The 21,990-nt window shown below is 72.8% G+C and carries 16 protein-coding genes and 1 pseudogene; 12 read left to right on the top strand and 5 right to left on the bottom strand.

Features of this window, described 5'->3' with window-relative positions; translation table 11 throughout:
* Positions 1 to 62: 62 nt before the first annotated feature.
* The 6 genes and pseudogenes from ACFVGS_RS30470 (at position 63) to ACFVGS_RS30445 (ending at position 10,502) form a co-directional block, all read left to right on the top strand.
* The gene (locus ACFVGS_RS30470) at positions 63 to 563 is read left to right on the top strand and encodes a hypothetical protein (RefSeq protein WP_384418121.1); all 501 of its coding nucleotides are present in this window, start codon (positions 63 to 65) and stop codon (positions 561 to 563) included.
* A gap of 210 nt (positions 564 to 773) precedes the next feature.
* A complete protein-coding gene (locus tag ACFVGS_RS30465; RefSeq protein ID WP_385694949.1) occupies positions 774 to 2,585 on the top strand; it encodes a trypsin-like serine protease in 1,812 nt (603 codons plus the stop codon).
* A 185-nt stretch (positions 2,586 to 2,770) separates the two neighbouring features.
* Complete coding sequence (locus ACFVGS_RS30460; protein ID WP_384418127.1) at positions 2,771 to 4,351, top strand: sigma-70 family RNA polymerase sigma factor; 1,581 nt, start codon at positions 2,771 to 2,773, stop codon at positions 4,349 to 4,351.
* A gap of 410 nt (positions 4,352 to 4,761) precedes the next feature.
* Positions 4,762 to 7,131: pseudogene (locus ACFVGS_RS30455) on the top strand (non-reducing end alpha-L-arabinofuranosidase family hydrolase).
* Between the two features lie 40 nt (positions 7,132 to 7,171).
* A complete protein-coding gene (locus ACFVGS_RS30450; protein ID WP_385694947.1) occupies positions 7,172 to 9,796 on the top strand; it encodes an RICIN domain-containing protein in 2,625 nt (874 codons plus the stop codon).
* Positions 9,797 to 9,947: 151 nt separating this feature from the next.
* Positions 9,948 to 10,502 (top strand): SgcJ/EcaC family oxidoreductase, encoded by a 555-nt coding sequence (locus ACFVGS_RS30445; protein ID WP_385694944.1) that lies wholly within the window; start codon positions 9,948 to 9,950, stop codon positions 10,500 to 10,502.
* Here the strand turns inward: ACFVGS_RS30445 and ACFVGS_RS30440 are convergent.
* Positions 10,465 to 11,871: an ATP-binding protein gene (locus ACFVGS_RS30440; RefSeq protein WP_384418139.1), complete on the bottom strand. Its 1,407-nt coding sequence runs from the start codon at positions 11,869 to 11,871 to the stop codon at positions 10,465 to 10,467. The two genes, ACFVGS_RS30445 and ACFVGS_RS30440, sit on opposite strands and share 38 nt — an antisense overlap.
* The gene (locus ACFVGS_RS30435) at positions 11,868 to 12,581 is read right to left on the bottom strand and encodes a response regulator transcription factor (RefSeq protein ID WP_384418142.1); all 714 of its coding nucleotides are present in this window, start codon (positions 12,579 to 12,581) and stop codon (positions 11,868 to 11,870) included. The genes ACFVGS_RS30440 and ACFVGS_RS30435 overlap by 4 nt, the downstream gene beginning before the upstream one ends.
* 239 nt (positions 12,582 to 12,820) lie before the next feature.
* On the opposite strand from ACFVGS_RS30435, the gene ACFVGS_RS30430 reads away from it, so the two are divergent.
* The 4 genes from ACFVGS_RS30430 to ACFVGS_RS30415 all read left to right on the top strand — a co-directional run bounded on the left by ACFVGS_RS30430 (position 12,821) and on the right by ACFVGS_RS30415 (position 17,393).
* Entirely contained in the window at positions 12,821 to 13,210 is a 390-nt protein-coding gene (locus tag ACFVGS_RS30430; RefSeq protein WP_384418144.1) for a molybdopterin-binding protein, read from the top strand.
* Positions 13,211 to 13,300: 90 nt separating this feature from the next.
* On the top strand, positions 13,301 to 14,110 hold the full coding sequence (gene modA, locus ACFVGS_RS30425) for a molybdate ABC transporter substrate-binding protein (RefSeq protein WP_384418147.1): 810 nt from the start codon (positions 13,301 to 13,303) through the stop codon (positions 14,108 to 14,110).
* A gap of 99 nt (positions 14,111 to 14,209) precedes the next feature.
* A complete protein-coding gene (locus tag ACFVGS_RS30420) occupies positions 14,210 to 16,279 on the top strand; it encodes an ABC transporter permease (protein ID WP_385694940.1) in 2,070 nt (689 codons plus the stop codon).
* Positions 16,280 to 16,466: 187 nt separating this feature from the next.
* Entirely contained in the window at positions 16,467 to 17,393 is a 927-nt protein-coding gene (locus ACFVGS_RS30415) for an LLM class F420-dependent oxidoreductase (protein ID WP_385694937.1), read from the top strand.
* A gap of 126 nt (positions 17,394 to 17,519) precedes the next feature.
* Here ACFVGS_RS30415 and ACFVGS_RS30410 read toward each other — a convergent pair whose 3' ends face one another.
* Positions 17,520 to 18,074 carry a helix-turn-helix domain-containing protein gene (locus tag ACFVGS_RS30410; RefSeq protein ID WP_384418157.1) on the bottom strand — a complete coding sequence of 185 codons (555 nt, stop codon included), beginning with the start codon at positions 18,072 to 18,074 and terminating at the stop codon, positions 17,520 to 17,522.
* A 206-nt stretch (positions 18,075 to 18,280) separates the two neighbouring features.
* On the opposite strand from ACFVGS_RS30410, the gene ACFVGS_RS30405 reads away from it, so the two are divergent.
* Both ACFVGS_RS30405 and ACFVGS_RS30400 read left to right on the top strand, forming a co-directional pair.
* Positions 18,281 to 19,414, top strand: a complete 1,134-nt coding sequence (locus ACFVGS_RS30405; RefSeq protein ID WP_385694934.1) for an aryl-sulfate sulfotransferase — start codon at positions 18,281 to 18,283, stop codon at positions 19,412 to 19,414.
* Positions 19,411 to 20,784, top strand: coding sequence for a uracil-xanthine permease family protein (locus ACFVGS_RS30400; protein ID WP_384418163.1), 1,374 nt, complete (start codon positions 19,411 to 19,413; stop codon positions 20,782 to 20,784). The genes ACFVGS_RS30405 and ACFVGS_RS30400 overlap by 4 nt, the downstream gene beginning before the upstream one ends.
* Before the next feature lie 3 nt (positions 20,785 to 20,787).
* On the opposite strand, the gene ACFVGS_RS30395 is transcribed toward ACFVGS_RS30400, so the two are convergent.
* Together ACFVGS_RS30395 and ACFVGS_RS30390 are read right to left on the bottom strand one after the other, a co-directional pair.
* Positions 20,788 to 21,603, bottom strand: coding sequence for a sulfite exporter TauE/SafE family protein (locus ACFVGS_RS30395; protein WP_385694931.1), 816 nt, complete (start codon positions 21,601 to 21,603; stop codon positions 20,788 to 20,790).
* Positions 21,604 to 21,628: 25 nt separating this feature from the next.
* Positions 21,629 to 21,990 (bottom strand): ABC transporter permease subunit (locus ACFVGS_RS30390; protein ID WP_385694928.1); only part of this gene is annotated, 362 nt, incomplete at its 5' end.

Here is a 21,990-nt window from a genome sequence, read left to right as displayed (position 1 = left end):
AACTCTCCCCTGCCCCACCGGCACCGACACCGACACCGACTTCGAGGAAATTCAGGACTGTGATGAATTCACGCAAGGCATGGACGCGCACTCTGGGAACCGCGACCGCGGCCGGTGCCCTGGCATGGGCCGTGACGGCCACGGGCCAGCCCTCTGCCGCCCCCACCAGCGAGCCCGTCGCCGAGGCGGGGCCCGGGTACGCCATCGAGGACTACACCTACCCGAACGCCGACAAGATCCTGGCCGAACAGGGCTTCCTCCTCAAGCGCGGCGACGGTCACATCCTGCTCGCCGACTGCGCGAGCGAGACCAACCTCCTGAGATTCCTGGCCCGCGACCGGGCGGACGTCTGCTTCAAGGTCACCGGCGACAAGGGCTTCCTCACCTTGCAGCTCGAGTCGGTGCACGGGGTGCGGACCAGCGACGCCGGCAACACCCACCTCGAGATGACCGCCGAGAACGACCGCGTCGAGTACGACATCCCGGCGAAGACCTGGGAGGGCGTCGGCGAGTCCGTCGACGGCCGGGAGCACGTCCTGGTCGAGATCCGCGTCACCAAGTAGCCCGACAGCGGCGCACGTGAGGTTCACGACCCTCCGCGCCGCTCACGCCAGACCTCAGTCACCCGCCGCGGCTGCCGAACCGGACCACCACTGAACCGGCCAAGGTGACCTCACCGCCACGCAGGCGGCCCCCTCGATTCGACCGTCGGCCCTCACCGTCCGCGCCCCCGCGCGGCGGCTTGCCGACGCCCGTTCTCCTGAAGGAAGAAAATGTCCGAACCCCGTCCGCGTGCCGCGCGGATCAGCGGTCTGCTGGCCGTCACCGCCGCGACCTCCATGGGTCTGCTCCCGGCCACGCCCGCCCTTGCGGTCACCGGCGCCGAACCGGCCGTCGGCACTCACCCCTACGCCGTGCAGCTCAGCATCGGCGGCGAGGCCGACGGCCGCGGCTGCACCGGCACGCTGGTCGACAAGCTGTGGGTGCTCACCGCTGCCAGCTGCTTCGCCACCACTCCCGGAAGCCCGGTCCCGGCCGGCAAGCCGGCCCTCGCTGCCACCGCGACCCTCAGCGACGGCAAGGTCGTCCGCGTCACGGAGATCGCCCCGCGCGACGACCGTGACGCCGCACTCGTACGACTGGCCGCGCCCGTCAAGGGCATCAAGACCGCCACCCTGGCCGGGTCTGCCCCTGCCACCGGCGGCACCCTGACGGCCGCCGGCTTCGGACGCACCAAGACCGAGTGGGTCACGGACAAGCTCCGCACCGGCTCGTTCACCCTCGACTCCACCACCGCCGGTGAGCTCAGCATCACCGGCAAGGGAACCGACGCCATCTGCAAGGGCGACACCGGCGGCCCGCTGCTCAACGCCGACGGCGAGATCGTCGGGGTCAACTCGCGCTCCTGGCAGGGCGGCTGCCTGGGCACCGCAGCGACCGAGACCCGTACCGGCGCGATCTCCGCCCGCGTCGACGGCCTCGGCCCGTGGCTCGAGTCCACCAAGCAGCTCCCGGCCGTCCTGCGCGCCGGCGACACCCTCCAGCCCGGGGACACGATCGCTTCCGACAACGCGAAGCTGATCATGCAGACCGATGGCAACCTGGTGATCTACCACACCGCCGGTGGCCAGAACGAGGGCGGTGCCCTGTGGGCGTCGGGCACCGGCGGCAACCCGGGCGCGTTCGCGAAGATGCAGGCGGACGGCAACGTCGTGGTCTACAAGAAGGGCGGCGGCGAGTCCGACGCCGCCAGCGCGCTGTGGTCGTCCCGGACCTGGAACAACCCTGACGCCCGCCTGGAGCTGCAGGCGGATGCAAACCTCGTCGTCTACACCAAGGACGGCGGCCACGGCATCGGCGGCCACCTGTGGCACTCCGACACCTACCCGCGCGGGGACAAGCTCCCCGCCGACGGCAAGCTGATGCCCGGGTCCTGGCTGACCAACGGCAAGCAGGTGCTGATCATGGACATCCAGGGCAACGTCCTGATCCGTGAGACGGCCACCGGACGTGAGCTGTGGGGCAAGTACACCTGGGACTGGTACTCGTACCTGCACATGCAGAACGACGGCAACCTCGTCCAGTACAAGCGGGGCACCGGCAACGGCAGCGGGGGCCTGTGGTCGACCAGCACCTGGAACGGTGCCGGTTCGTACGCCACCCTGGACCCCAACGGCAGCCTGACCGTGCGCTGGAAGGAGGGAGGCCCGCGGTGGAGCAGCCTCAGCCTGCTCGGTGAGCAGTCCGGCCGCTGTCTGGACTTCAACGGCACCAACGCCGTGATCTGGGACTGCTGGGGCGGTGCCAACCAGCAGTGGGACTACACCGCGGCCAAGGAGCTGCGGACCTACAACGGCACCAAGTGCCTGACCGCGGAGCCCGGCGCCCCGCAGACGTCCCGCCTGACGGCCGAGCCCTGCGACGGCCGTGCCGAGCAGAAGTGGAACTACGACGGCACGACGATCGCCAGCGCGGTGAAGCCCGATCAGTGCGTGAACGTGTTCAGCGAGGCCACGGCCAACAACTCCGCCGTCGGTCTGTGGCAGTGCGGCGCCGGCGCCAACGCGAAGTGGCGGCGCGCCTGACGCACACACCCTCCAGCCAGCGGGGGCCGGCCAGAAGTGGCCGGCCCCCGCTCCGGCGTTTACGGCGCCGGACGAGGCGACGCCGGTGAGCACCCGGAATCGGCGGGCGCCCGGCTTTGGCCGCGGGCCTTTGGCGACGCTAGGGTGTCCCGCCTTGGCGGATCGCTCCCCTGGAGAAGGTGGGAATGGGGCTCATCGATGCGGACCACGCGGAGCTGGTCGTCGCGGCGCGGGCCGGTGACGTTCGGGCGCGCGAGGAGCTGATCGCCGCGTACCTGCCGTTGCTGTACAACATCGTCGGGCGGGCGCTGAGCGGACATGCCGACGTCGACGACGTCGTCCAGGAGACCCTGCTGCGCGTGGTGCGTGACCTGCCCGCCCTGCGTGCCCCGGAGAGTTTCCGGTCCTGGCTGGTGTCGATCACGCTCCGCCAGATCAACACCCACTGGCAGCGGCAGCACGCCCTCGCCGACCGGACCACGGTCATCGACGAGGCACGCCGGATACCGGACGCCGGGGCCGAGCCCGTGGACGTGACGATCCTGCGGCTGCACGTGTCGGACGAGCGGCGCCGGGTCGTCGAAGCCGGCCGGTGGCTCGACCCGGACCACCGGGTGCTGCTGTCGTTGTGGTGGCAGGAGTGCGCCGGCCTGCTCAGCCGGGAGGACATGGCCGCCGCGACGGGGCTCACGACCGCGCACATCGGAGTGCGCCTCCAACGCATGCGCGAGCAGCTGGAACTGTGCCGGACGATCGTCGCCGCGCTGGAGGCCGACCCGCGCTGCCGGCAGTTGGACGAGACCGTCGCCGGCTGGGACGGTCACCATGCGTCGGTGTGGCGCAAGCGGATCGCGCGGCACACCCGTGACTGCCCGGTCTGCATGGCGGCGTCGACCGAACGGGTTCCGGCCGAGCTGCTGCCGCTCGGTCTCACGACGCTGGCGGTTCCGGCCGGACTCATCGCCGCGCTGGCCGCCAAGGGCCTGCTGTCGGGTACGGCGGCGAGCGCCGCCGGGCTGGCCGCCGCCCCCGTCGCCGTCGGCACGGCGACGGGGGGAGGCGGTCTGCACGGCGCGCTGATCGGCAAACTCCAGACGGTGACCGCTCATCCGCTGGTGAGCCTCGCGACCGGCGCGGTGCTCATCGCCGGGACCGCCACCTACGCGGCCTGGCCCGAACCGGCGCCGCGAGTGCCCGGGGTCATCGCCGCTCCCACGGTCGGCGAACCCGCGCCGACCCCCTCGCGCACCACCACCTCGGCCGGACCGTCCCCGACGAGTCCGTCCCCGGTGAGCCCGCCCTCGGCCGGCCCGTCCGCCGTCGCGGGCACCGTTCCGCCGGGCCTGCAGTCGCTGGAGTCCGCGGACAGTCCCGGCCGGTTCGTCACGTACACGGGCGACTTCGCGGCGCTCGGAAGCGTCGCCGCGTCCAGCAGCGCGCAGGCACGTCAGCGGGTCACCTTCACGGTCGTCGGGGGACTGGCCGACACGCGGTGCGTCACCTTCCGCGCCGCGGACGGCCGGTATCTTCGCCACCACTACCTGCGGCTGCGGCTGAGCGCCGACGACGGCAGCGCACTGTTCCGTGAAGACGCCACCTTCTGTCCCCGTCCCGGGGCGGTCGCCGGGTCCGTGACCCTGCACGCGCACAACTATCCGGGATCGGTCCTCCGCCACCGCGACGGCGGCATCTGGCTCGACGGCTCCGACGGCACGCGGGCCTTCGCCGGCCAGGCTTCCTTCATCGTGCGCAGCCCCCGGGCCTGAGCACCGCTCCTCGGGCGGTCCCGACCGAGTCGCACTGTCACGGCCGGTGCCTGTTCGGTCCGATTCCTTGCGTCTGCTGCACCAGGCCGTGACCGGCGTTCGTCGTCGATCGGTGCGGCGCCCCCCTTTTTTCCACGGGCGCGAGCAGGCCACGGCGTCCGGCATAACGCTTTCTGCCTGCGAGATGCATCACCGGGCGATCCTGCGGACGGCGCGAGTTTTCTGTTACGAGACCGCGTGCCCGGAAGCCTCCACTTCAGGGGTGTCCTTCCCGCCCGCCCGTCATGACGCGCCGGCGCGGCAGGGTCCCGACTTCCCCCACTGACGTATCCCCTGAAGAAAGCCCCTCACATGACGCGACACACCCACGAACCCCGGGCGACCGGTACGCAGGGCCCCCGAGGAGAATCATGAAGGGCCTGCACCGGCTCCGCCGGCGACGCCGGACCTGGGCGGTCGGACTGTCGGCCACGGCGCTGGTGGCCGGCGTCGTGACGCTCCTCCCCAGCTCCGCCGGAGCCGCGGGCCTGGGTGCCCAGGCGGCCCCCTCGGGCCGGTACTTCGGCACGGCCGTGGCCGCCGGCAGGCTCGGCGACTCCGCGTACACCGCGATCGCGGACCGGGAGTTCACCATGGTCACCCCGGAGAACGAGATGAAGTGGGACGCCGTCGAACCGTCCCGCGGTCGTTTCGAGTTCGGCGCCGGGGACCGGATCGTCGATCGCGCCCTGGCGCGCGGCCAGCGCCTGCGCGGCCACACCGCGGTCTGGCACTCGCAGCTCCCCTCCTGGGTCGGCTCCATCCGCGACGCGGGCACCCTGCGCGGTGTGACGAACCACCACATCACGACCCTGATGTCCCACTACAAGGGCAAGGTCTACGCCTGGGACGTGGTCAACGAGGCGTTCGCGGACGGCGGCACCGGCCGGCTCCGCGACTCGGTCTTCCAGAGGGTGCTGGGCGACGGCTTCATCGAGGAGGCGTTCCGCACAGCCCGCGCGGCCGACCCGTCGGCCAAGCTCTGCTACAACGACTACAACATCGAGAACTGGTCGGACGCCAAGACCCAGGGCGTCTACCGGATGGTCAAGGACTTCAAGGCCCGCGGCGTGCCCATCGACTGCGTCGGGCTCCAGAGCCACTTCGGGGCGGGCGGCCCGCCGGCGAGCTTCACGACCACCCTGGCCGCCTTCGCCGCCCTGGGCGTCGACGTCCAGATCACCGAGCTGGACATCGCCCAGGCCTCGCCCACTCACTACGCGAGCGCGGTCAACGCCTGCCTGTCCGTGGCCCGTTGCACCGGCATCACGGTGTGGGGCGTCCGAGACAGCGACTCCTGGCGCAGCGGCGAGAGCCCGCTGTTGTTCGACAGCGGTGGCAGGCCCAAGCCCGCGTACACCGCCGTCATGAACGCTCTCCGGTCCGGCTCCGGTACCACCCCGGGCAGGCCGACCGAGGGTACGGGGGAGATCAAGGGCGTTGCCTCCGGCCGCTGTGTCGACATCCCCGGCTCCGCCACCGCCAACGGCACCCGGGCGCACCTGTGGGACTGCGGTGGACAGACGGGCCGGCGCTGGACCTACACCTCCGCCAAGCAGCTGAAGGTGCACGGCGACAAGTGCCTGGACGCCAAGGGCATGGGCACCACCAACGGCACCTCGGTGATCGTCTGGGACTGCAACGGCGGCGCCAACCAGCAGTGGAACATCCACACCAACGGCTCGATCACCGGCGTCCAGTCCGGGCTGTGCCTCGACGCCGTCGGCGCCGCCACCGCGAACGGCACCACGATCTAGCTGTACGCCTGCGCGTCCGTCGACAACCAGAAGTGGACCTGGACCACCCCGTCCGGGACGGGCGGCGGCACGTGCGCCCTTCCGTCGACGTACAAGTGGAGTTCGACGGGTCCCCTCGCGCAGCCGTCGAACGGGTGGGCCGCGGTGAAGGACTTCACCCACGTGATGCTGGGCGGCAAGCACCTGGTCTACGCGTCGAGCGCCTCGGGAACCTCGTACGGCTCGATGGCGTTCAGCCCCTTCACGAACTGGTCCGACATGGCGTCGGCCGGTCAGAGGAAGATGAGCCAGAACGCGGTCGCGCCCACCCTGTTCTACTTCGCGCCCAAGAAGATCTGGGTCCTCGCGTACCAGTGGGGTGCCTCGCCCTTCAGCTACCGCACGTCGAGCGACCCCGCCGACCCCGACGGCTGGTCCGCGCCGCGGCCGCTGTTCACCGGCAGCATCCCCCGCACCGAGTCCGGCACCGGCCCGATCGACCAGACCCTGATCGCCGATGAGAAGAACATGTACCTGTTCTTCGCCGGCGACAACGGCAGGATCTACCGGGCGAGCATGCCGATCGGGAACTTCCCGGGCAGCTTCGGCTCGTCGTACACGACGGTCATGAGCGACACGGCGAAGAACCTCTTCGAGGCGCCGCAGGTCTACAAGGTCCAGGGCCGGAACCAGTACCTCATGATCGTCGAGGCCCGGGGCGCGAACGAGCGGCGCTACTTCCGCTCGTTCACGGCCACCAGCCTGAGCGGTGCGTGGACCCCGCAGGCCGGCAGCGAAAGCAGCCCCTTCGCGGGCAAGGCCAACAGCGGCGCCACCTGGACCGACGACATCAGCCACGGTGACCTGATCCGCACCAACCCGGACCAGACCATGACCGTCGACCCCTGCGATCTGCGGTTCCTGTACCAGGGCAAGTCCCCCACCGCGGGCGGACCCTACGACCGGCTGCCGTACCGGCCGGGCGTCCTCACCCTGCAGCGCTGACCTGCCCGATCCACCGCCGTACAAGGAGAAACACCCCCCCATGAACAACCCCACCAACGCCGGGCGCCGCGGACGTCACCGCCGTCGCAGGACCGCCACCGCTCTGCTGCTCGGTGTGCCCGCCACCGTCGTGCCGTACCTCCTGTTCGTGCAGGACGACTCGCAGGCCGCGACGGTCGACGACAGCGCCTACTACAAGCTGGTCTCGGTGCGCAGCGGAAAGGTGCTGGACGTCAACGCCTTCTCCACCGCCGACGGCACCCGGATCCAGCAGTGGACCGACCAGAACACCGCCAACCAGCAGTGGAGGCTGAGGTCCACCGGCGACGGCTACTACGAGCTGGTGAACCGCAACAGCGGCAAAGTGCTCGGCATAGCGGGCGATTCGACCGCGCAGGCGGCCGCCGCCGAGCAGCAGACCGACAGCTCCTCCACCTCCCAGGAATGGCGGATCGACGAGGTGAGCGGTTCCGACGCCGTCACCTTCACCTCCCGCAGGAGCGGCCAGGTCCTGGACGTCCGGGGAGGCTCCACGGCCGACGGCGCGGCGGTCATCCAGTACGGCGGCCATGGCAGCACCAACCAGCAGTGGAGGCTGGTGAGGACGGCCGAGGCCCCGGCCCCCGGGACCGGACCGTACGTGTGGAAGAACGCCCAGGTGGTGGGCGGCGGTTACGTCACCGGGCTGGTGTTCAACCCCCGGGAGAGGGGGCTGCTGTACGCGCGTACCGACATGGGCGGCGCCTACCGCTGGGACGCCGCGGCCGAGCAGTGGATCCCGCTCACCGACTGGATCGGCGAGAAGGACTGGAACCTGCTGGGCATCGACGCGCTGGCCACCGACCCCGTCGACCCCGACCGGCTCTACCTCGCGGCCGGCACCTACACCAACGAGTGGGCCGGCAACGGCGCGATCCTGCGCTCCACCGACCGTGGCCGCACCTTCCGGCGCACCGCCCTGCCGTTCAAGCTGGGCGGCAACGAGGACGGCCGCGGGGCCGGCGAACGCCTGGCGATCGACCCCTCGGACAACCGCACCCTGCTCCTTGGCACCCGCAAGAACGGCCTGTGGCGCAGCACCGACAGCGGTGCGACGTGGAGCCAGGTCTCCTCGTTCCCCGTCAAGGACGGTGCGGGCAGCGGTGCGGGCATCTCCTTCGTGACATACGGCCCGGCCGGCAGCAGGACGGTCTACGTCGGCGTCGCCGACAGGTCCACCTCCCTCTACCGCTCCACCGACGGCGGCAGCACCTGGCAGGCCGTCCCCGGCCGGCCCACGGGCCAGCTGCCGCAGCACGGAGTCCTCTCCGGCGACGGCTCGCTGTACCTGACGTACACCGACGCCCTCGGACCCAACGGCGTGACGGCGGGCTCGGTATGGAAGTACGCACCGGTCGGCGGGACGTGGAAGAACGTCTCCCCGTCCCAGGGCGGCTACGGGTTCTCCGGCCTGGCCGTCGACCCGCGCAAGCCGTCCACGGTGATGGTCACCACCCTCGACCGCTGGTGGCCCGAGGACGAGATCTACCGCACCACCGACGGCGGTACCACCTGGAAGGCGCTGGCGGACAAGTCGGTACGGGACGCCTCCGCCGCTCCGTACGTCGGCACCCACACCGGGCACTGGATGACCGCCCTGGCCATCGACCCCTTCGACTCCGGGCACGTGCTGTACGGCACCGGCAACGGCATCTGGCGCAGCAAGGACGCCCACGCCACCGACAGCGGCGGCACCAGCCACTGGACCGCGGGGGCGCGGGGCCTCGAGGAGACCGCGCTGATGGACGCGATCGCCCCGCCCGGCGGTGCCGCCGTCGTCACCGCCATGGGCGACCAGGGAGGCTTCCGCCACGACGACCTCACCAAGGTCCCGGCCGGGCGCCTCGACAACCCGATGATGGCCAACAGCACGGACATCGACTTCGCCCAGGCCAACCCCTCGGTGATGGTCCGCGTCGGCCACGGCGGCGCGCAGGACGGCGCCTACTCCACCGACGGCGGCACCAGCTGGAGCGGCTTCAAGGCCGAGCCGGTGGCCGCTGCCCGGGACGGCCGCATCGCGCTCGCGGCCGACGGCTCGACCATCGTGTGGACCCAGGCAGGCCAGGCCCCGTACCGCTCGACCGACAAGGGAGCGAGCTGGTCGAGGGTCGGCGGGCTGGGCACCGACGCCGTCGTCGTCGCCGACCGTTCCTCGGCCAGGACCTTCTACTCGCTGGCCGGCGGCACGCTCTACGCCAGCACCGACGGCGGCGCGACCTTCACCGCCCGGGCGACCGGCCTGCCCGCCGGCCGGCTCACGGCGGTCCCCGGCGTCGCCGGAGACCTGTGGATCGCCGGCGGCGGCCAGGGGCTGCTGCACTCCACCGACGGCGGCCGCACCTTCACCGCGCTCAGCACGGTGCAGTCCGCCTCCGCCCTCGGCTTCGGCAAGGCCGCACCCGGCGCCTCCTACCAGGCCCTGTACCTGATCGGCACCGTCAAGGACGTCACCGGCGTCTTCCGCTCCACCGACAAGGGCGCCACCTGGCTCCGCGTCAACGACGACGCCCACCAGTGGGGCAGCATCGGCGGCGTCGGCGTCATCACCGGCGACCCGGACACCTACGGCCGCGTCTACATCGGCACCAACGGCCGCGGCCTCCAGTACGGCGACCCGTCCTGATCCCCGCACCGAGAGGGTTCCGCGACTTGGGCGGATCCTGTCCCTCTCTTGTACGGGCGTTGTACGACGGCTAACCGGCGGGCCGGGACAGTGGGTTCACTCCCTCGTTCGACGGGAGTGGACCCAGGTTCCCCTACTGCAGGGATGTGTGATGAAGCGTCGGATATCCGCACGGGCCGCCCTCGGCACCGCTGCCGCCACTGTCACCGCGCTGGTCGTCGCCGGTACCGTCACGGTCGGTGTCGGTGTCGCCTCGGCGGAGCACCGGGATACGCGGGCCGCCTATGGTGCCGGGCAGGTGGTGCAGGGGCGGGAGGCGACAGGGAAGGAGATAGCCGCGCTCTTCGACGGCTGGAACGCCGCGCTGCTGACGGGTGACGCGGAGAAGGTGGCCGACCGGTACGCCGTCGGCGCGGTGCTGCTGCCGACCGCCTCGGCCCGGATCCGTACCGACCGGGCCGGGATCGTCGACTACTTCGAGCACTTCCTGGAGAAGAAGCCGAGGGGCGAGAAGATCCGCTCGGTGATCACGGTCCTGGACCGGGACTCGGCGATCGACGCCGGTCTGTACGCGTTCCACCTCACCGACCCGAAGACCGGTGAGAGGACGCGGGTCGAGGCCCGCTACACGTACGCGTACGAGAAGCGCGGCGGGAAGTGGCTCATCGTCAACCACCACTCCTCTGTGCTGCCGGCCGGGAGCTGAGCCGCAGCGCGATCCGCACGCACAGTCCGCCGCCCGGAGCGTCCCGCAGGGTCACGGTGCCGCCGTCGTCGGTCACCAGCTGCTTGACGATGGAGAGGCCGAGGCCCGAGCCCGAGCGGCCCGTCAGGCCCTGGCCGCGCCAGAAGCGGTCGAAGGCGCGGGCCTGCTCCGCGGCGGACATGCCCGGGCCCTGGTCGAGGATCTCCAGGGCAACCTCGTCCGGGTGGACCTCGGCGCGTACGGTGATCACGCCTCCGTCGGGGGAGACCTCCAGGGCGTTGGAGAGGACGTTGTCCAGGACCTGGTCGAGGTTGCCGGGGCGGGACAGCACCCGCGGCCGGTCGTCGAACTCCCCCGAGAGCACGATCGTCACACCGCGCTCGTCGGCGGCCGGCCGCCACACCGCGAGCCGTTCCTCCACCGTCTGCCGCAGCGGGGCCGGCTCGGCGGCCGCGACCTTGGCCTCGGCCCGGGCCAGCACCAGCAGGCCGTCGACGAGACGGCTCATCCGCACCACCTCGGCGGTGGCCAGCTCCACGTCCTCGTGGACGAACTCGTCGTCGACGCCGTCCGCGATGTTGTCCAGGGACAGCCGCAGCGCGGTCAGCGGGGTGCGGAGCTGGTGCGAGGCGTCGGCGACGAAGATGCGCTGGGCGGCGACGAGCGTGTCGAGCCGCTCGGCGCCCTGGTTGAGGGTGCGGGCCAGCGTCTGCGTCTCCGGCGGGCCGGTGACCGGTGACCGCGCGGTCAGGTCGCCGTCGCCGAACCGGGCAGCCATGGCGTTGAGTTCGCGCAGCGGCCGGGTCAGCCGACGGGCCGCGAGGGCGCCGAGACCGGCCGCCACGGCCAGGACCGCTACGGCGAGGATCGCGCGGAAGCCCCAGATGGTCCAGAGGCGTTCGGTCAGCTCGGAGGTCCGGTACGTGATGCGGACGGCACCCACGACCTCGCCCGCCCCGGCGCGGGAGCGCGCGGGCTCGGTGACCGTCAGCCGCGGCCCCCAGACAAAGGTCGCACCCCAGTCCACGGTCGGCTTCCCCTCGTCCAGCGCGCGGGCGAGGGCGGCGTCGTACGGTTCGCCCGGCCGGGCCGGCAGCGGCAGCGTGCCGACGGCGCCGCCCTCGGCGGTGATCGCCTCGACGGCGCCGGGCGTGGCGCTGCCGTACGCGTCGGCCATCTCGACCAGCGCGGCCTGCGAGGCGGGAGCGGGGTCGGCGAGCAGCCGGGCCATGGTGGCGGCCTCCCGGCTCACGGACAGTTCGGTGTCCCCCCGCAGCTGGTCGGTGAGGGTGAAGGCGACCGGCACGGTGAAGGCGGCGACGGCGACGGCGACCAGCAGGACGTAACTGACGATCAGCTGCCGGATCACGACGGGGACCCGGCCCGGCCGTCGGTGCCGGCGCCGCCCTCGACGACGACCAGGCGGAAGCCGACGCCGCGCACCGCCTCGACGGCGATCGCGCCCGCGAGCTTGCGGCGCAGCGCGGCGACGTGGACGTCCAATGTCTTCGTCGGGCCGAACCAGTTGGCGTCCCAGACCGCTTCCATGATCTGCTCGCGCGACATCAGCGCGCCCGGCTCCTCGGTGAGGAAGGCGAGCAGGTCGTACTCCTTCGGCGTGAGTGCCACCTCGGCGCCGTCCAGGTGCACCCGGGCCGCCTTGCGGTCGACGGTCAGCCGGGACCCGTACCGGTCGGGGCCGGCGGTCTCCGGCGGGGTCATGGGGCGGACCCGGCGCATCACCGCCCTGATCCGGGCGACCACCTCGCGTACGCCGAAGGGCTTGGACACGTAGTCGTCGGCGCCCAGTTCGAGGCCGACGACCCGGTCGGTCTCGTCGCTGCGGGCGCTGATCACGATGATCGGAACGCCGTCGCCACGGCCGTGCAGGGCGCGGCAGACGTCGAGTCCGTCGGTGTCCGGCAGCCCGAGGTCCAGCAGGACCAGGTCGTACGTGCTGTCCGCGGCCAGCGCCGCGTGCCCCGTGGCGACCCAATCGATCCGGAACCCGAAGCGGATCAGACCGCGTCGCAGCGACCGGGCCACCGACTCGTCGTCTTCCACCAGAAGTATGCGCACGGACGCACCCTAGAGGGACCTGTTCAGGGGATGGACCTGATGGTCTTCATCGTGAGACGGGACGTGGGTCGCAGGACCTGGGGACGTCCGCTGATGCCGCCGGTGAGGAAGGCTGCGCCGGCGGCGTGGTCGGCGACGGCGGCGCGCCCTCGTCGGTTCCTATGACATCCTCGCATTCGCGATGGAGGGTCCCACGACGTTGTTGCAGATGAGCGAGAATCGCGCCTACGGTGTCGCATATGCAGTCCTACACCATCGGGCAGGCCGCGCGTCTGCTGGGCGTCAGCCCGGACACGGCGCGGCGCTGGGCCGACGCGGGACGGGTCGCGACCCACCGCGACGAGAGCGGGCGGCGCGTCATCGACGGGAAGTCGCTCGCGGCGTTCTCCGTGGAGCTCGCGCAGGGCGAGGACGACGACGCGCCGTACACGTCGGCGCGCAACGCGTTCCCGGGCATCGTCACCGCGATCAAGCTCGGCGACGTCGCCGCCCAGGTCACGATCCAGGCCGGGCCCCACCGCCTGGTCTCCCTCCTCACCCGGGAGGCCGTGGAGGAGCTGGGACTGGAAGTCGGCATGCAGGCCACCGCCCGCGTGAAGTCGACCAGCGTGCACATCGACCGCACCTGAGACCTGACCCTCACGCAGTTCCGAGACACCTCGGCCGTCGGCGCGACCGGCCCTTCCCGCATCTTCCACCTCCGAGGAGTTCCGACCTCCATGTCCCTCACCCCGACCGGACGCCGTACCGCTGCCGCCGTCCTCACCGCCGCCCTGCTCGTCCCGCTCGCCGCCTGCGGCAACGACGAGCCGAAGAAGGACACCGGCGGCTCCACGGCCTCCGGCGCCACGAACGGCGCCCCCGCCGCGCACCTCACCGTGCTCGCCGCCGCGTCCCTGACCGACGTGTTCAAGACGGCCGGCGCCGCGTACGAGAAGTCCCACCCGGGCACGAAGATCACCTTCTCGTTCGCCGGCTCGCAGGAGCTCGTCGCCCAGGTCTCGCAGGGCTCGCCCGCCGACGTCCTGGTCACCGCCGACGCCAAGAGCATGGACAAGGTGAAGGCCGACACCGGCACCCCCGTGATCATCGCGAAGAACCGGCTGGTCATCGCCACCGGCAAGGGCAACCCGCACAAGGTCGGCGGCCTGAAGGACCTCGCCGACACCAAGCTGAAGGTCGTCCTCGCGGCGCCGGAGGTCCCGGCCGGCAAGTACAGCAAGCAGATCCTGGACGCGCAGAAGATCACGGTGAAGCCGGTCTCCCAGGAGCCGAACGTGCGTGCCGTGCTCAGCAAGGTCGAGCTCGGCGAGGCCGACGCCGGCCTCGTCTACAAGACCGACGCCGAGAGCGCCAAGGACAAGGTCGACGCCGTCGAGATCCCCGACGCGCAGAACGCCGTCGCGAAGTACCCGGCCGCCACGCTCAAGGACTCCGGGAACGCCGAGGCCGCCGCCGCGTTCGTCGCCTGGCTGTCCTCGCCCGAGGGCCGGAAGATCCTCCAGGACGCGGGCTTCCAGAAGCCGTGACCGACGGGATCCCCGATCCCTCCTCCTCGTGAGGGCCTGTCCGCATCGGGGGGTCGGACAGCCCCTCCGCCTCACGCCCTCACCTCCCCGGGACCATCGATGAAACGAGCAGCCACCCGCGTCGACGGAAGCCGTACCGGCAGCCGTCGGCCGCCCCTCGCGCTCGTGCTGCCCGCCCTGCTGGCCGTGGCGTTCCTGGCGCTCCCCCTGATCGGGATCCTGGCGCGGACCGAGTGGGGCGAGCTCGGCGACCACCTGACGTCGCCGGGCACGGTCGAGGCGCTGAAACTGTCGCTCCTCGTCTCCTTCTGGGCGCTCGGCCTCTCCCTGCTGCTCGGCGTCCCGCTGGCATGGCTGCTGGCCCGGGTGCCGTTCCCCGGCAAGGCGTTCGTGCGCTCGCTCGTCCTGCTGCCCATGGTCCTGCCGCCCACGGTCGGCGGCGTCGCCCTCCTGCTCGCCTTCGGCCGGCGCGGACTCCTCGGCCCCTGGCTGGAGAGCACCTTCGGCGTCACCCTGCCGTTCCACACCTCCGGCGCCGTCGTCGCCGCCACCTTCGTCGCGATGCCCTTCCTCGTGATCAGCCTGGAAGGCGCCCTCGGCGGGCTCCGGCCGCGGTACGAGGAGACGGCGGCCTCCCTCGGCGCCTCACCCGTCAGGGTCTTCTTCACCGTCACCCTGCCGATGGTGGTGCCCGGGGTCGTCGCGGGCGCGGCGCTCACCTGGGCACGGGCGCTGGGCGAGTTCGGCGCCACGATCACCTTCGCCGGCAACCTCCCCGGCACCACCCAGACACTGCCGCTCCAGGTGTATCTGCTGCTCCAGGAGGAACCGGAGGCCGCCACCTCCGTCTCCCTCCTGCTCCTCGCCATCGCCATGGGCGTCCTCGTCGCCCTGCGCGGCCGGTGGACCGGCACTCCCGCGGACCGTACGCGACGTGCCGTCCCCGAGCCGGGGCCGGACGCGGCCGCTCCCGGCACGACCGTCGCCGGCACCGCCGGGCCCGATGCGGCCGTCCCCGGCCGGGCTGCCGCCGATGCGGCCGTCCCCGGCCCGGCTGCCGCCGGTCAAGCCGTCCCCGGCCCGGCCGCCGCCGCCACGCCCCCCGCCGCGGATCCGTCGGCCCTCGGTGCCGACCGATGGGCGCTGCACGCCCGGGTCACCGGCTTCACCCGGCTCACCCTGGACGCCGAACCCGGCACCACCATCGCCGTCGTGGGCCCCAACGGCGCCGGGAAGACCACCCTGCTCCGGGCCCTCCTCGGCCTCACGCCCCGCGCCCACGCGGACCTCACCGTCGGCGGCACCGACGTCACCGGCCTGCCGCCGCACCGCCGCCGGGTCGCCTGGGTGCCGCAGGACGGCGCCCTCTTCCCGCACCTGACGGCCCTCGCCAACACCGCGTACGGGCTGCGCGCCCAGGGCGTCCCGCGGGCCGAGGCGCGCCGTGAGGCCCAGGCCTGGCTCGACCGCCTCGGGGTCGGCCACCTGGGGCACCGGAAGCCGACGCAGCTCTCCGGCGGCCAGGCCCAGCGCGTCGCGCTCGCCCGGGCGCTCGCCGCCCGGCCCCGGCTGCTGGTCCTCGACGAGCCGCTCGCCGCGCTCGACCAGACGACCCGCGCCCACGTCCGGCACACCCTGCGGAGCCACCTGGCCGGCTTCGGCGGCGTCTGCCTGATCGTCACCCACGACCCGGTGGAGGCGGTGTCGCTCGCCGACCGCGTCCTCGTGCTCGACGGGGGCCGCGCGCTCCAGGACGCCGCCCCGGCCGAGGTCACCCGCCACCCCCGCTCGCCGTGGGTGGCCCGGATGCTCGGCCGCAACGCGTGGCCCGGCACCGCCACTCCCGACGGCCTCGCCCTCGACGGCGGCGGCATCCTCGTCGCGGCCGAACCGCCGCCGCCCGGCACCCCCGCGCTGGCGATCGTCGCGCCCGAGGCGGTGTCCGTGCACCGTGACAGGCCCGCCGGCAGCCCCCGTAACGTCTGGGCCGGCACCGTACGCGAGATCACCACCAGCGGCAGCCGGCTGCGGGTCCTGATCACCTCCGACCTGGCCCCCGACCTGGTCGCCGAGATCACCCCGCAGGCCGCCGCCGAACTCGGCCTGGCCGACGGGGTGTCCGTGTGGACGAGCGTCAAGGCGACCGAGACCACGATCGTCGCGCTCTGACGGCGACGACGCGGACGAGGGCCGTCTCCCGCCGTCCCGGCCCGTAGGCCGGAAGGACCTCGCGCGCCGGTCGCGGTGTCCGGCACGGGTGACGGCGGACGCGGGGAGAACGGGCGGGCCTCCGGCGTCTCCCGACCTGTCGCGTGGAGCGGGAATTCCGTTGCTGCGGACGCCTGTTGTCGCCTGCATGACTCTCGGAGTAACGCTCAGCTCGACCTCCCGGCAGCTTCCCGTCGACAGCACCGTGGCGCTCGCGCGGGAGGCGCGGGACGCCGGACTGCACTCGGCGTGGTTCGGCCAGACCTTCGCGTACGACTCGCCGTCGCTGGCCGCGATCGTCGGGCGCGAGGTGCCGGGCCTGCACGTGGGGACGGCCGCGATCCCGATCTTCGGCCGGCATCCGCTGCTCGTCTCCAGCCAGGCCCAGACGGCCCAGGCGGCCACCGGCGGCCGCTACCACCTCGGGCTCGCCCTCGGCACCAAGCACCTCACCGAGACCGGGTTCGGCCTCCCGTACCAGCGGCCCATCAAGCTGCTCCGCGAGTTCCTCACCGCCCTGCGGCCCCTCCTCGAAACGGGCGAGGCCGACTTCCACGGAGAGCTGCTCACCGCGACGACGCCGTACTCGGCGGCGGTGCCGGGGGCCCGGCCCCCGGTGCCGGTGCTGGTCGCCGCGATGGGGCCGCAGGCGCTGCGCGTCAGCGGTGAACTCGCCGACGGGATCCTGCCGTTCCTGGCCGGGCCGCGTGCCCTCGCCGAGCACGTCGTCCCGGCCGTGACCGCCGCGGCGGAAGCGGCGGGCCGGCCCGCGCCCCGGATCGTGGCGCTCGTGCCCGGCGCGGTCACGTCCGACGCCGAGGGCGTGCGGCGGCGTGCGGCAGAGGCGCTCTCGCTCTACGAGCGGGTGCCCTCGTACCAGCGCGTCATCGAGCTCTCCGGCGTCGACCGGGCCGCCGACCTGGCCGTCCTGGGCGACGAGGAGACCGTCGCCGCCGAGGTGCGGCGCTACCGCGAGGCGGGGGCGACCGAGGTCGTGTTCACGGCGACGGACCTGAGCGGCGAGGACGACCGGCGCCGCACCTGGAAGCTGCTCGGCGAGCTGTCGGAGGGCTGAGCCGGCCGCGTCGGACGCGGGGCGGTGCGGGCGGACGGGGCCCCGGCAGGACTCCACGCCGGACGGGCCCCGGCAGGACTCCACGCCAGAGGGGCCCCGTCAGGACTCCGGACCGGACGGGCCCCGTCAGGACTCCAGTACCTCCACGTGGTCGCCGATCGCGACCACCAGGACCCGCGAGTCCGGCCCGGTGGAGCGCCAGCGGTGGCGGACGCCGCCGGACAGCAGCAGGGTGTCACCGCGGCCCAGCCGGTGCACCCGGCCGTCGGCCTCCACCTCCACCGCGCCGTCCGCCACGTACATCAGCTCGTCGTTGCGGTGCCGGAACTCGCGGTCCGCCTCGTGCTCGCCGGTGAACTCCAGGGCGTGCAGCTGATGGCGGCCGCGCACCACCGGCCGGACGCGCGCCTCGCGGTCGAGGCCGCTGTCGTCGGCGGCGCGGACCATGTCGACCGTGCGGGTCTCGTCCGAGGCCGCGAGCAGCTGCACCGCCGTGGTCCCGAGGGCGTCGGCGATCCGCTGCAGCGACCGCATGCTGGGGCGCGCCCGGTCGTTCTCGATCTGACTGAGGAACGGGGAGGAAAGACCGCTGCGCGCGGCCACGTCGGCGAGCGTCAGGTCGAGTGCCCGCCGCCGTCGGCGTACGGCAGCCCCCACCCGCGGTGTGTTCGCGGCCTCCATGATCGTGTCCCGCCCTTCCCCGCCCCGTGGCGCCGTTCTCCCTGGTCGAGTGCGCCTGACGGCACCCTACGCGGCCCGCGGCGGGAACCCGGAGACGGTTTCGTACTCCTGACACACGCCCGTCACACAACGCCCCTACCGTCAAAGTCGGTTGTTCTCATCAAAGAAAGTTTGAAGCGCGCTCACGCGCAGCGAGGAGATCCGACGTGCCCGCCGTACCCCCGATCGACCAGAACTCGCGCCGCCGGCGTCCCACCGGCCTCATCGCCCTCGACGAGACGGCCGTGTCCGAGGGCTACACCCTCTACGCGCCGCTCACCGGCAGCGGAGAGGTCTACCTCGTCGACCTCCACGGCCGCACCGTCCACCGCTGGGACCTGCCCTACCGCCCCGGCCGCCACGCCCGACTCCTCCCCGACGGCACCCTCGCCTACAACGGCGTGCTCCCGGGCGAGCGGGCCCTCTTCCCGATGTGGCACAAGTACCGGGGCGGCGTCATGCTCCGGGCGGCCCCCGACGGCACCGTGCTGCGGGAGCACCGCGACCCCCTCCAGCACCACGACGCCCACCACCTCGACGACGGCCGCATCCTCTACACCGCCCTGGAACCCCTGTCGGGGGCGGATGCGGCGGCCGTACGGGGCGGAGTACCCGGCTCGGAGGCCGCGGGCGGCGTGGTGTGGGCCGACACCGTCAAGGAGGTCGGCCCGGACGGTGAACTCCTGTGGTCCTGGCGTGCGGCGGAGCACCTGGACCGCGAGGAGTTCGCGCTGCACGAGGCGTACGCCCGCGAGCACTGGCCCCTGATCAACAGCGTCACGCCCCTGCGGGACGGCAACATCCTCGCCAGCCTGCGCAGCGTCTCGGCCGTCGTCGTCATCAGCCGCGACACGGGCGAGATCCTGTGGCGCAGCCGCCCCGGCACGGTGAGCCAGCAGCACGCGCCCACCGAACTGGACGACGGCCGGCTGCTGGTCTTCGACAACGGCGTCTTCCGGCCCGGCCACGACGTGCCCTACTCCCGCGTCATCGAGATCGACCGGGCGGGCGGCGACGTGGTGTGGGAGTACCACGATCCGGCCCGCGAGTTCTTCTTCGCGCCCTTCATGGGCTCCGCGCAGCGCCTGCCGAACGGCAACACACTCGTCACCGACTCTCCGTCCGGGCGGCTGTTCGAGGTGACGAAGGACGGCTACCTCTGCTGGGAGTACGTCGTCCCGTACTTCGCCGGCTACGGCGAGAGCGAGGTACGCGGCCTGTTCCCGTCCGAGCCCAACGCCGTCTTCCGCGCCTACCGTTACGCCGCGGCCGACATCCCGTGGCTGGAGACGACGGCATGACGACCACCACCCCGACCCCCACGGCGGCCGGCTCCTCCCCGGAAGCCGTCGACGCCCGCGTCCCGTGGCGGCGACTGGTCCCCCTGTCGGCCCAGCACGTCCTGGCGATGATCGCCGCCCCGGTCTCCACCGTCTTCCTCGTCGCCGGCACCCTGAGGATGCCGCCGGACGCGACCGCCTCGCTGCTCAGCGCCGTCCTGCTGCTGTGCGGCGCGGGCGCGCTGCTCCAGTCCCTCGGCGTGTGGCGGATCGGCGGCCGCCTCCCCTTCGTGATGCTGCCCGGCGGGGCCGCGACCGCGCTGTTCCTCCAGATCGCCCAGGAACACGGGGCGCCGACGGCCACCGGCGCCGTCCTCCTCGCGGCGGCGCTGCTGCTCGCCGTACTGCCCCTGTACGCCCGTGTCGTACGGCTGTTCCCGCCGCTGGTCATGGGCGTGACCGTGCTGCTCATCGGCATCGCGATGATCCGGGTGGCCGCCCGGCTCGTCACCGGCCCGGACGGCACGGGCGAGCCCCGCGCGGTCCTCCTCGCCGCGCTCACGGTGGTGGCGACCGTCGCCGCGTACGTCCTGCTGCGCGGCGTCTGGCGCCAGACCTCCGTCCTCATCGGCATGGCGGCGGGCACGGCCGTGGCGGTGACGACCGGCCTCGGGACCTTCGCCCCCGCCGCCGGCAGCGGCTTCGCGCTGCCCGCGCTCCTGCCCTTCGGGGCGCCGCGGTTCGACCTGGTGGCCGCCCTTCCGCTGCTCGTGTTCAGCCTCACCACGCTGGCCGAGATCACCGGACAGACCGTCCTCAACAGCGAGACCGTCGGCCGGACTCCCGCTCCGGGACGGGACGTTCCGCGTGTCGCCCGCGCCGACGCCCTGGTCTCCCTGGCCGGCGGCCTCTTCGGCACGTCCCTCATGGTGACCAGCGCCGAGAACATCGGCATCGGCCGGCTCACCGGAGTCCGCAGCCGCTTCGTCACCGCCGGCGCCGGAGTGCTTCTGGTCGTCCTCGGCCTCGCCGCGCCGGTCTCCCGGGCGCTGGCCGGCATGCCCGAGGCGGTGGTGGGCGGCTCCGCCCTCGTCGTCTACGCGGTCATCGCCGTGATGGGCGTCGAGATGCTCCGCAGGGCCGACCTGTCCGGCACGGGCACGGGCTCGCTGACGGCCGCACTCGCGCTCACCGTGGGACTGCTGCCGCTGCTCAGCCCGGACCTGTACACGGGATTCCCCGCCTGGGCCCGCACGATCCTGGGCAGCGGCGTGGTCGCAGGCACCCTGACGGCCGTCCTGCTCACGGCGACGCTCGGCCGGTCCGGTCCGGGGAGCCGCCCGAAGGAGACGACCGGGCGGGAGGTGGCCGCGGGCGAAGACCGCGGGTGACGTTCAGCGGTGACGGGCGAGTTTGACCGCGGAGACGAGCAGGACCACGGCCAGGGCCGGGATGAGCACCAGGTCGGGGACCGCCCCGAGGAGCAGCCCGCCCAGCAGGGCGCCGGCGACGGAGCCGGCGCTCATCACCGCGGCGAAGCGGAGGTTGGCGCCGAGCACCGCGAAGCTGCCGTCACGGCTGTAACGGGCGAAGGCCACCAGCATCGTCGGCAGGGACACCAGCAGCGAAAGGCTGCCCGCCGCCTTGATGTCCACGGCGAACAGCAGCACGATCGTCGGGATCAGCAGCTCGCCGCCGGCCACGCCCATGATCGCCGCGACCACTCCGATGCCGAACCCGGCGACGACCCCGCAGGCGACCTGCGTCCACACCGGCAGCGCGAGCGCCTCCGGTGTGGTGCTGTGGGTGGCGACCAGGGCCGCGGCCATGAGCACCATCAGGCCGGCGAGGACCTTGTACAGCGTCGCACCGCGCATCCGCACGGCCCAGGCCGCTCCGGCCCAGGCACCCAGCAGGCTCCCGGCCAGCAGGTTGACGGCGACGGGCCAGTGAGCGGCCACCTCCGAGGCGGGAACCGCCGCCATCCGGGCGGGCAGCGCGACGAGGACCACCACCAGGCTCATCGCCTTGTTCAGGATGACCGCAGAGAGCGCGGCGAACCCGAACAAGCCGATCAGCAACGGCAGCCGGAACTCCGCACCGCCCAGGCCGATCATCCCGCCGAGCACGCCCACGGCCGCTCCCACGGCGAACACCAGGGGAGCGGAGAGCCGCGTGCGCGCGGGCAGGAGGTCGTCGTCGGTGGCCACGGCGGCATCATCCCCGACGGATGGATCAGGCCTTCACCAGCAGGCCGCGGCGGCGCAGGACGGTGCGTTCGAGGGGGCTGAAGACGAGGAGGTCGATGGCGACGCCGACGAGGAGGATGAGGATGATGGCGAGGAAGATGCCGGGCATGTCGAAGTTGTTGCGGCCGTTTTCGAGGAGTTGGCCGAGGCCGAGGCCGAGGTCGGGGGAGGAGGCGATGATCTCGGCGGCCATGAGGGAGCGCCAGGAGAAGGCCCAGCCCTGCTTGAGGCCGGCGAGGTAGCCGGGGAGGGCGGCGGGCATGACGATGTGCCAGGCGCCCTTGAGTCCGGTGGCGCCGAGGGTGCGTCCGGCGCGCAGGAAGAGCGGGGGGACCTGGTCGACGCCGG

The organism is Streptomyces sp. NPDC127114, from assembly GCF_042677525.1.
GTDB lineage: Bacteria > Actinomycetota > Actinomycetes > Streptomycetales > Streptomycetaceae > Streptomyces.
Note: the sequence above shows the minus strand (reverse complement) of the source record. Positions and strands in the feature narration are given on the sequence as shown.

Coding starts and splice junctions, on each gene's coding strand:
- ACFVGS_RS30470 (WP_384418121.1), top strand. CDS start 63: ATGAATTCACGCAAGGCATGGACGCGCACTCTGGGAACCGCGACCGCG.
- ACFVGS_RS30465 (WP_385694949.1), top strand. CDS start 774: ATGTCCGAACCCCGTCCGCGTGCCGCGCGGATCAGCGGTCTGCTGGCC.
- ACFVGS_RS30460 (WP_384418127.1), top strand. CDS start 2,771: ATGGGGCTCATCGATGCGGACCACGCGGAGCTGGTCGTCGCGGCGCGG.
- ACFVGS_RS30450 (WP_385694947.1), top strand. CDS start 7,172: ATGAACAACCCCACCAACGCCGGGCGCCGCGGACGTCACCGCCGTCGC.
- ACFVGS_RS30445 (WP_385694944.1), top strand. CDS start 9,948: ATGAAGCGTCGGATATCCGCACGGGCCGCCCTCGGCACCGCTGCCGCC.
- ACFVGS_RS30430 (WP_384418144.1), top strand. CDS start 12,821: ATGCAGTCCTACACCATCGGGCAGGCCGCGCGTCTGCTGGGCGTCAGC.
- modA (WP_384418147.1), top strand. CDS start 13,301: ATGTCCCTCACCCCGACCGGACGCCGTACCGCTGCCGCCGTCCTCACC.
- ACFVGS_RS30420 (WP_385694940.1), top strand. CDS start 14,210: ATGAAACGAGCAGCCACCCGCGTCGACGGAAGCCGTACCGGCAGCCGT.
- ACFVGS_RS30415 (WP_385694937.1), top strand. CDS start 16,467: ATGACTCTCGGAGTAACGCTCAGCTCGACCTCCCGGCAGCTTCCCGTC.
- ACFVGS_RS30410 (WP_384418157.1), bottom strand. CDS start 18,074: ATGGAGGCCGCGAACACACCGCGGGTGGGGGCTGCCGTACGCCGACGG.
- ACFVGS_RS30400 (WP_384418163.1), top strand. CDS start 19,411: ATGACGACCACCACCCCGACCCCCACGGCGGCCGGCTCCTCCCCGGAA.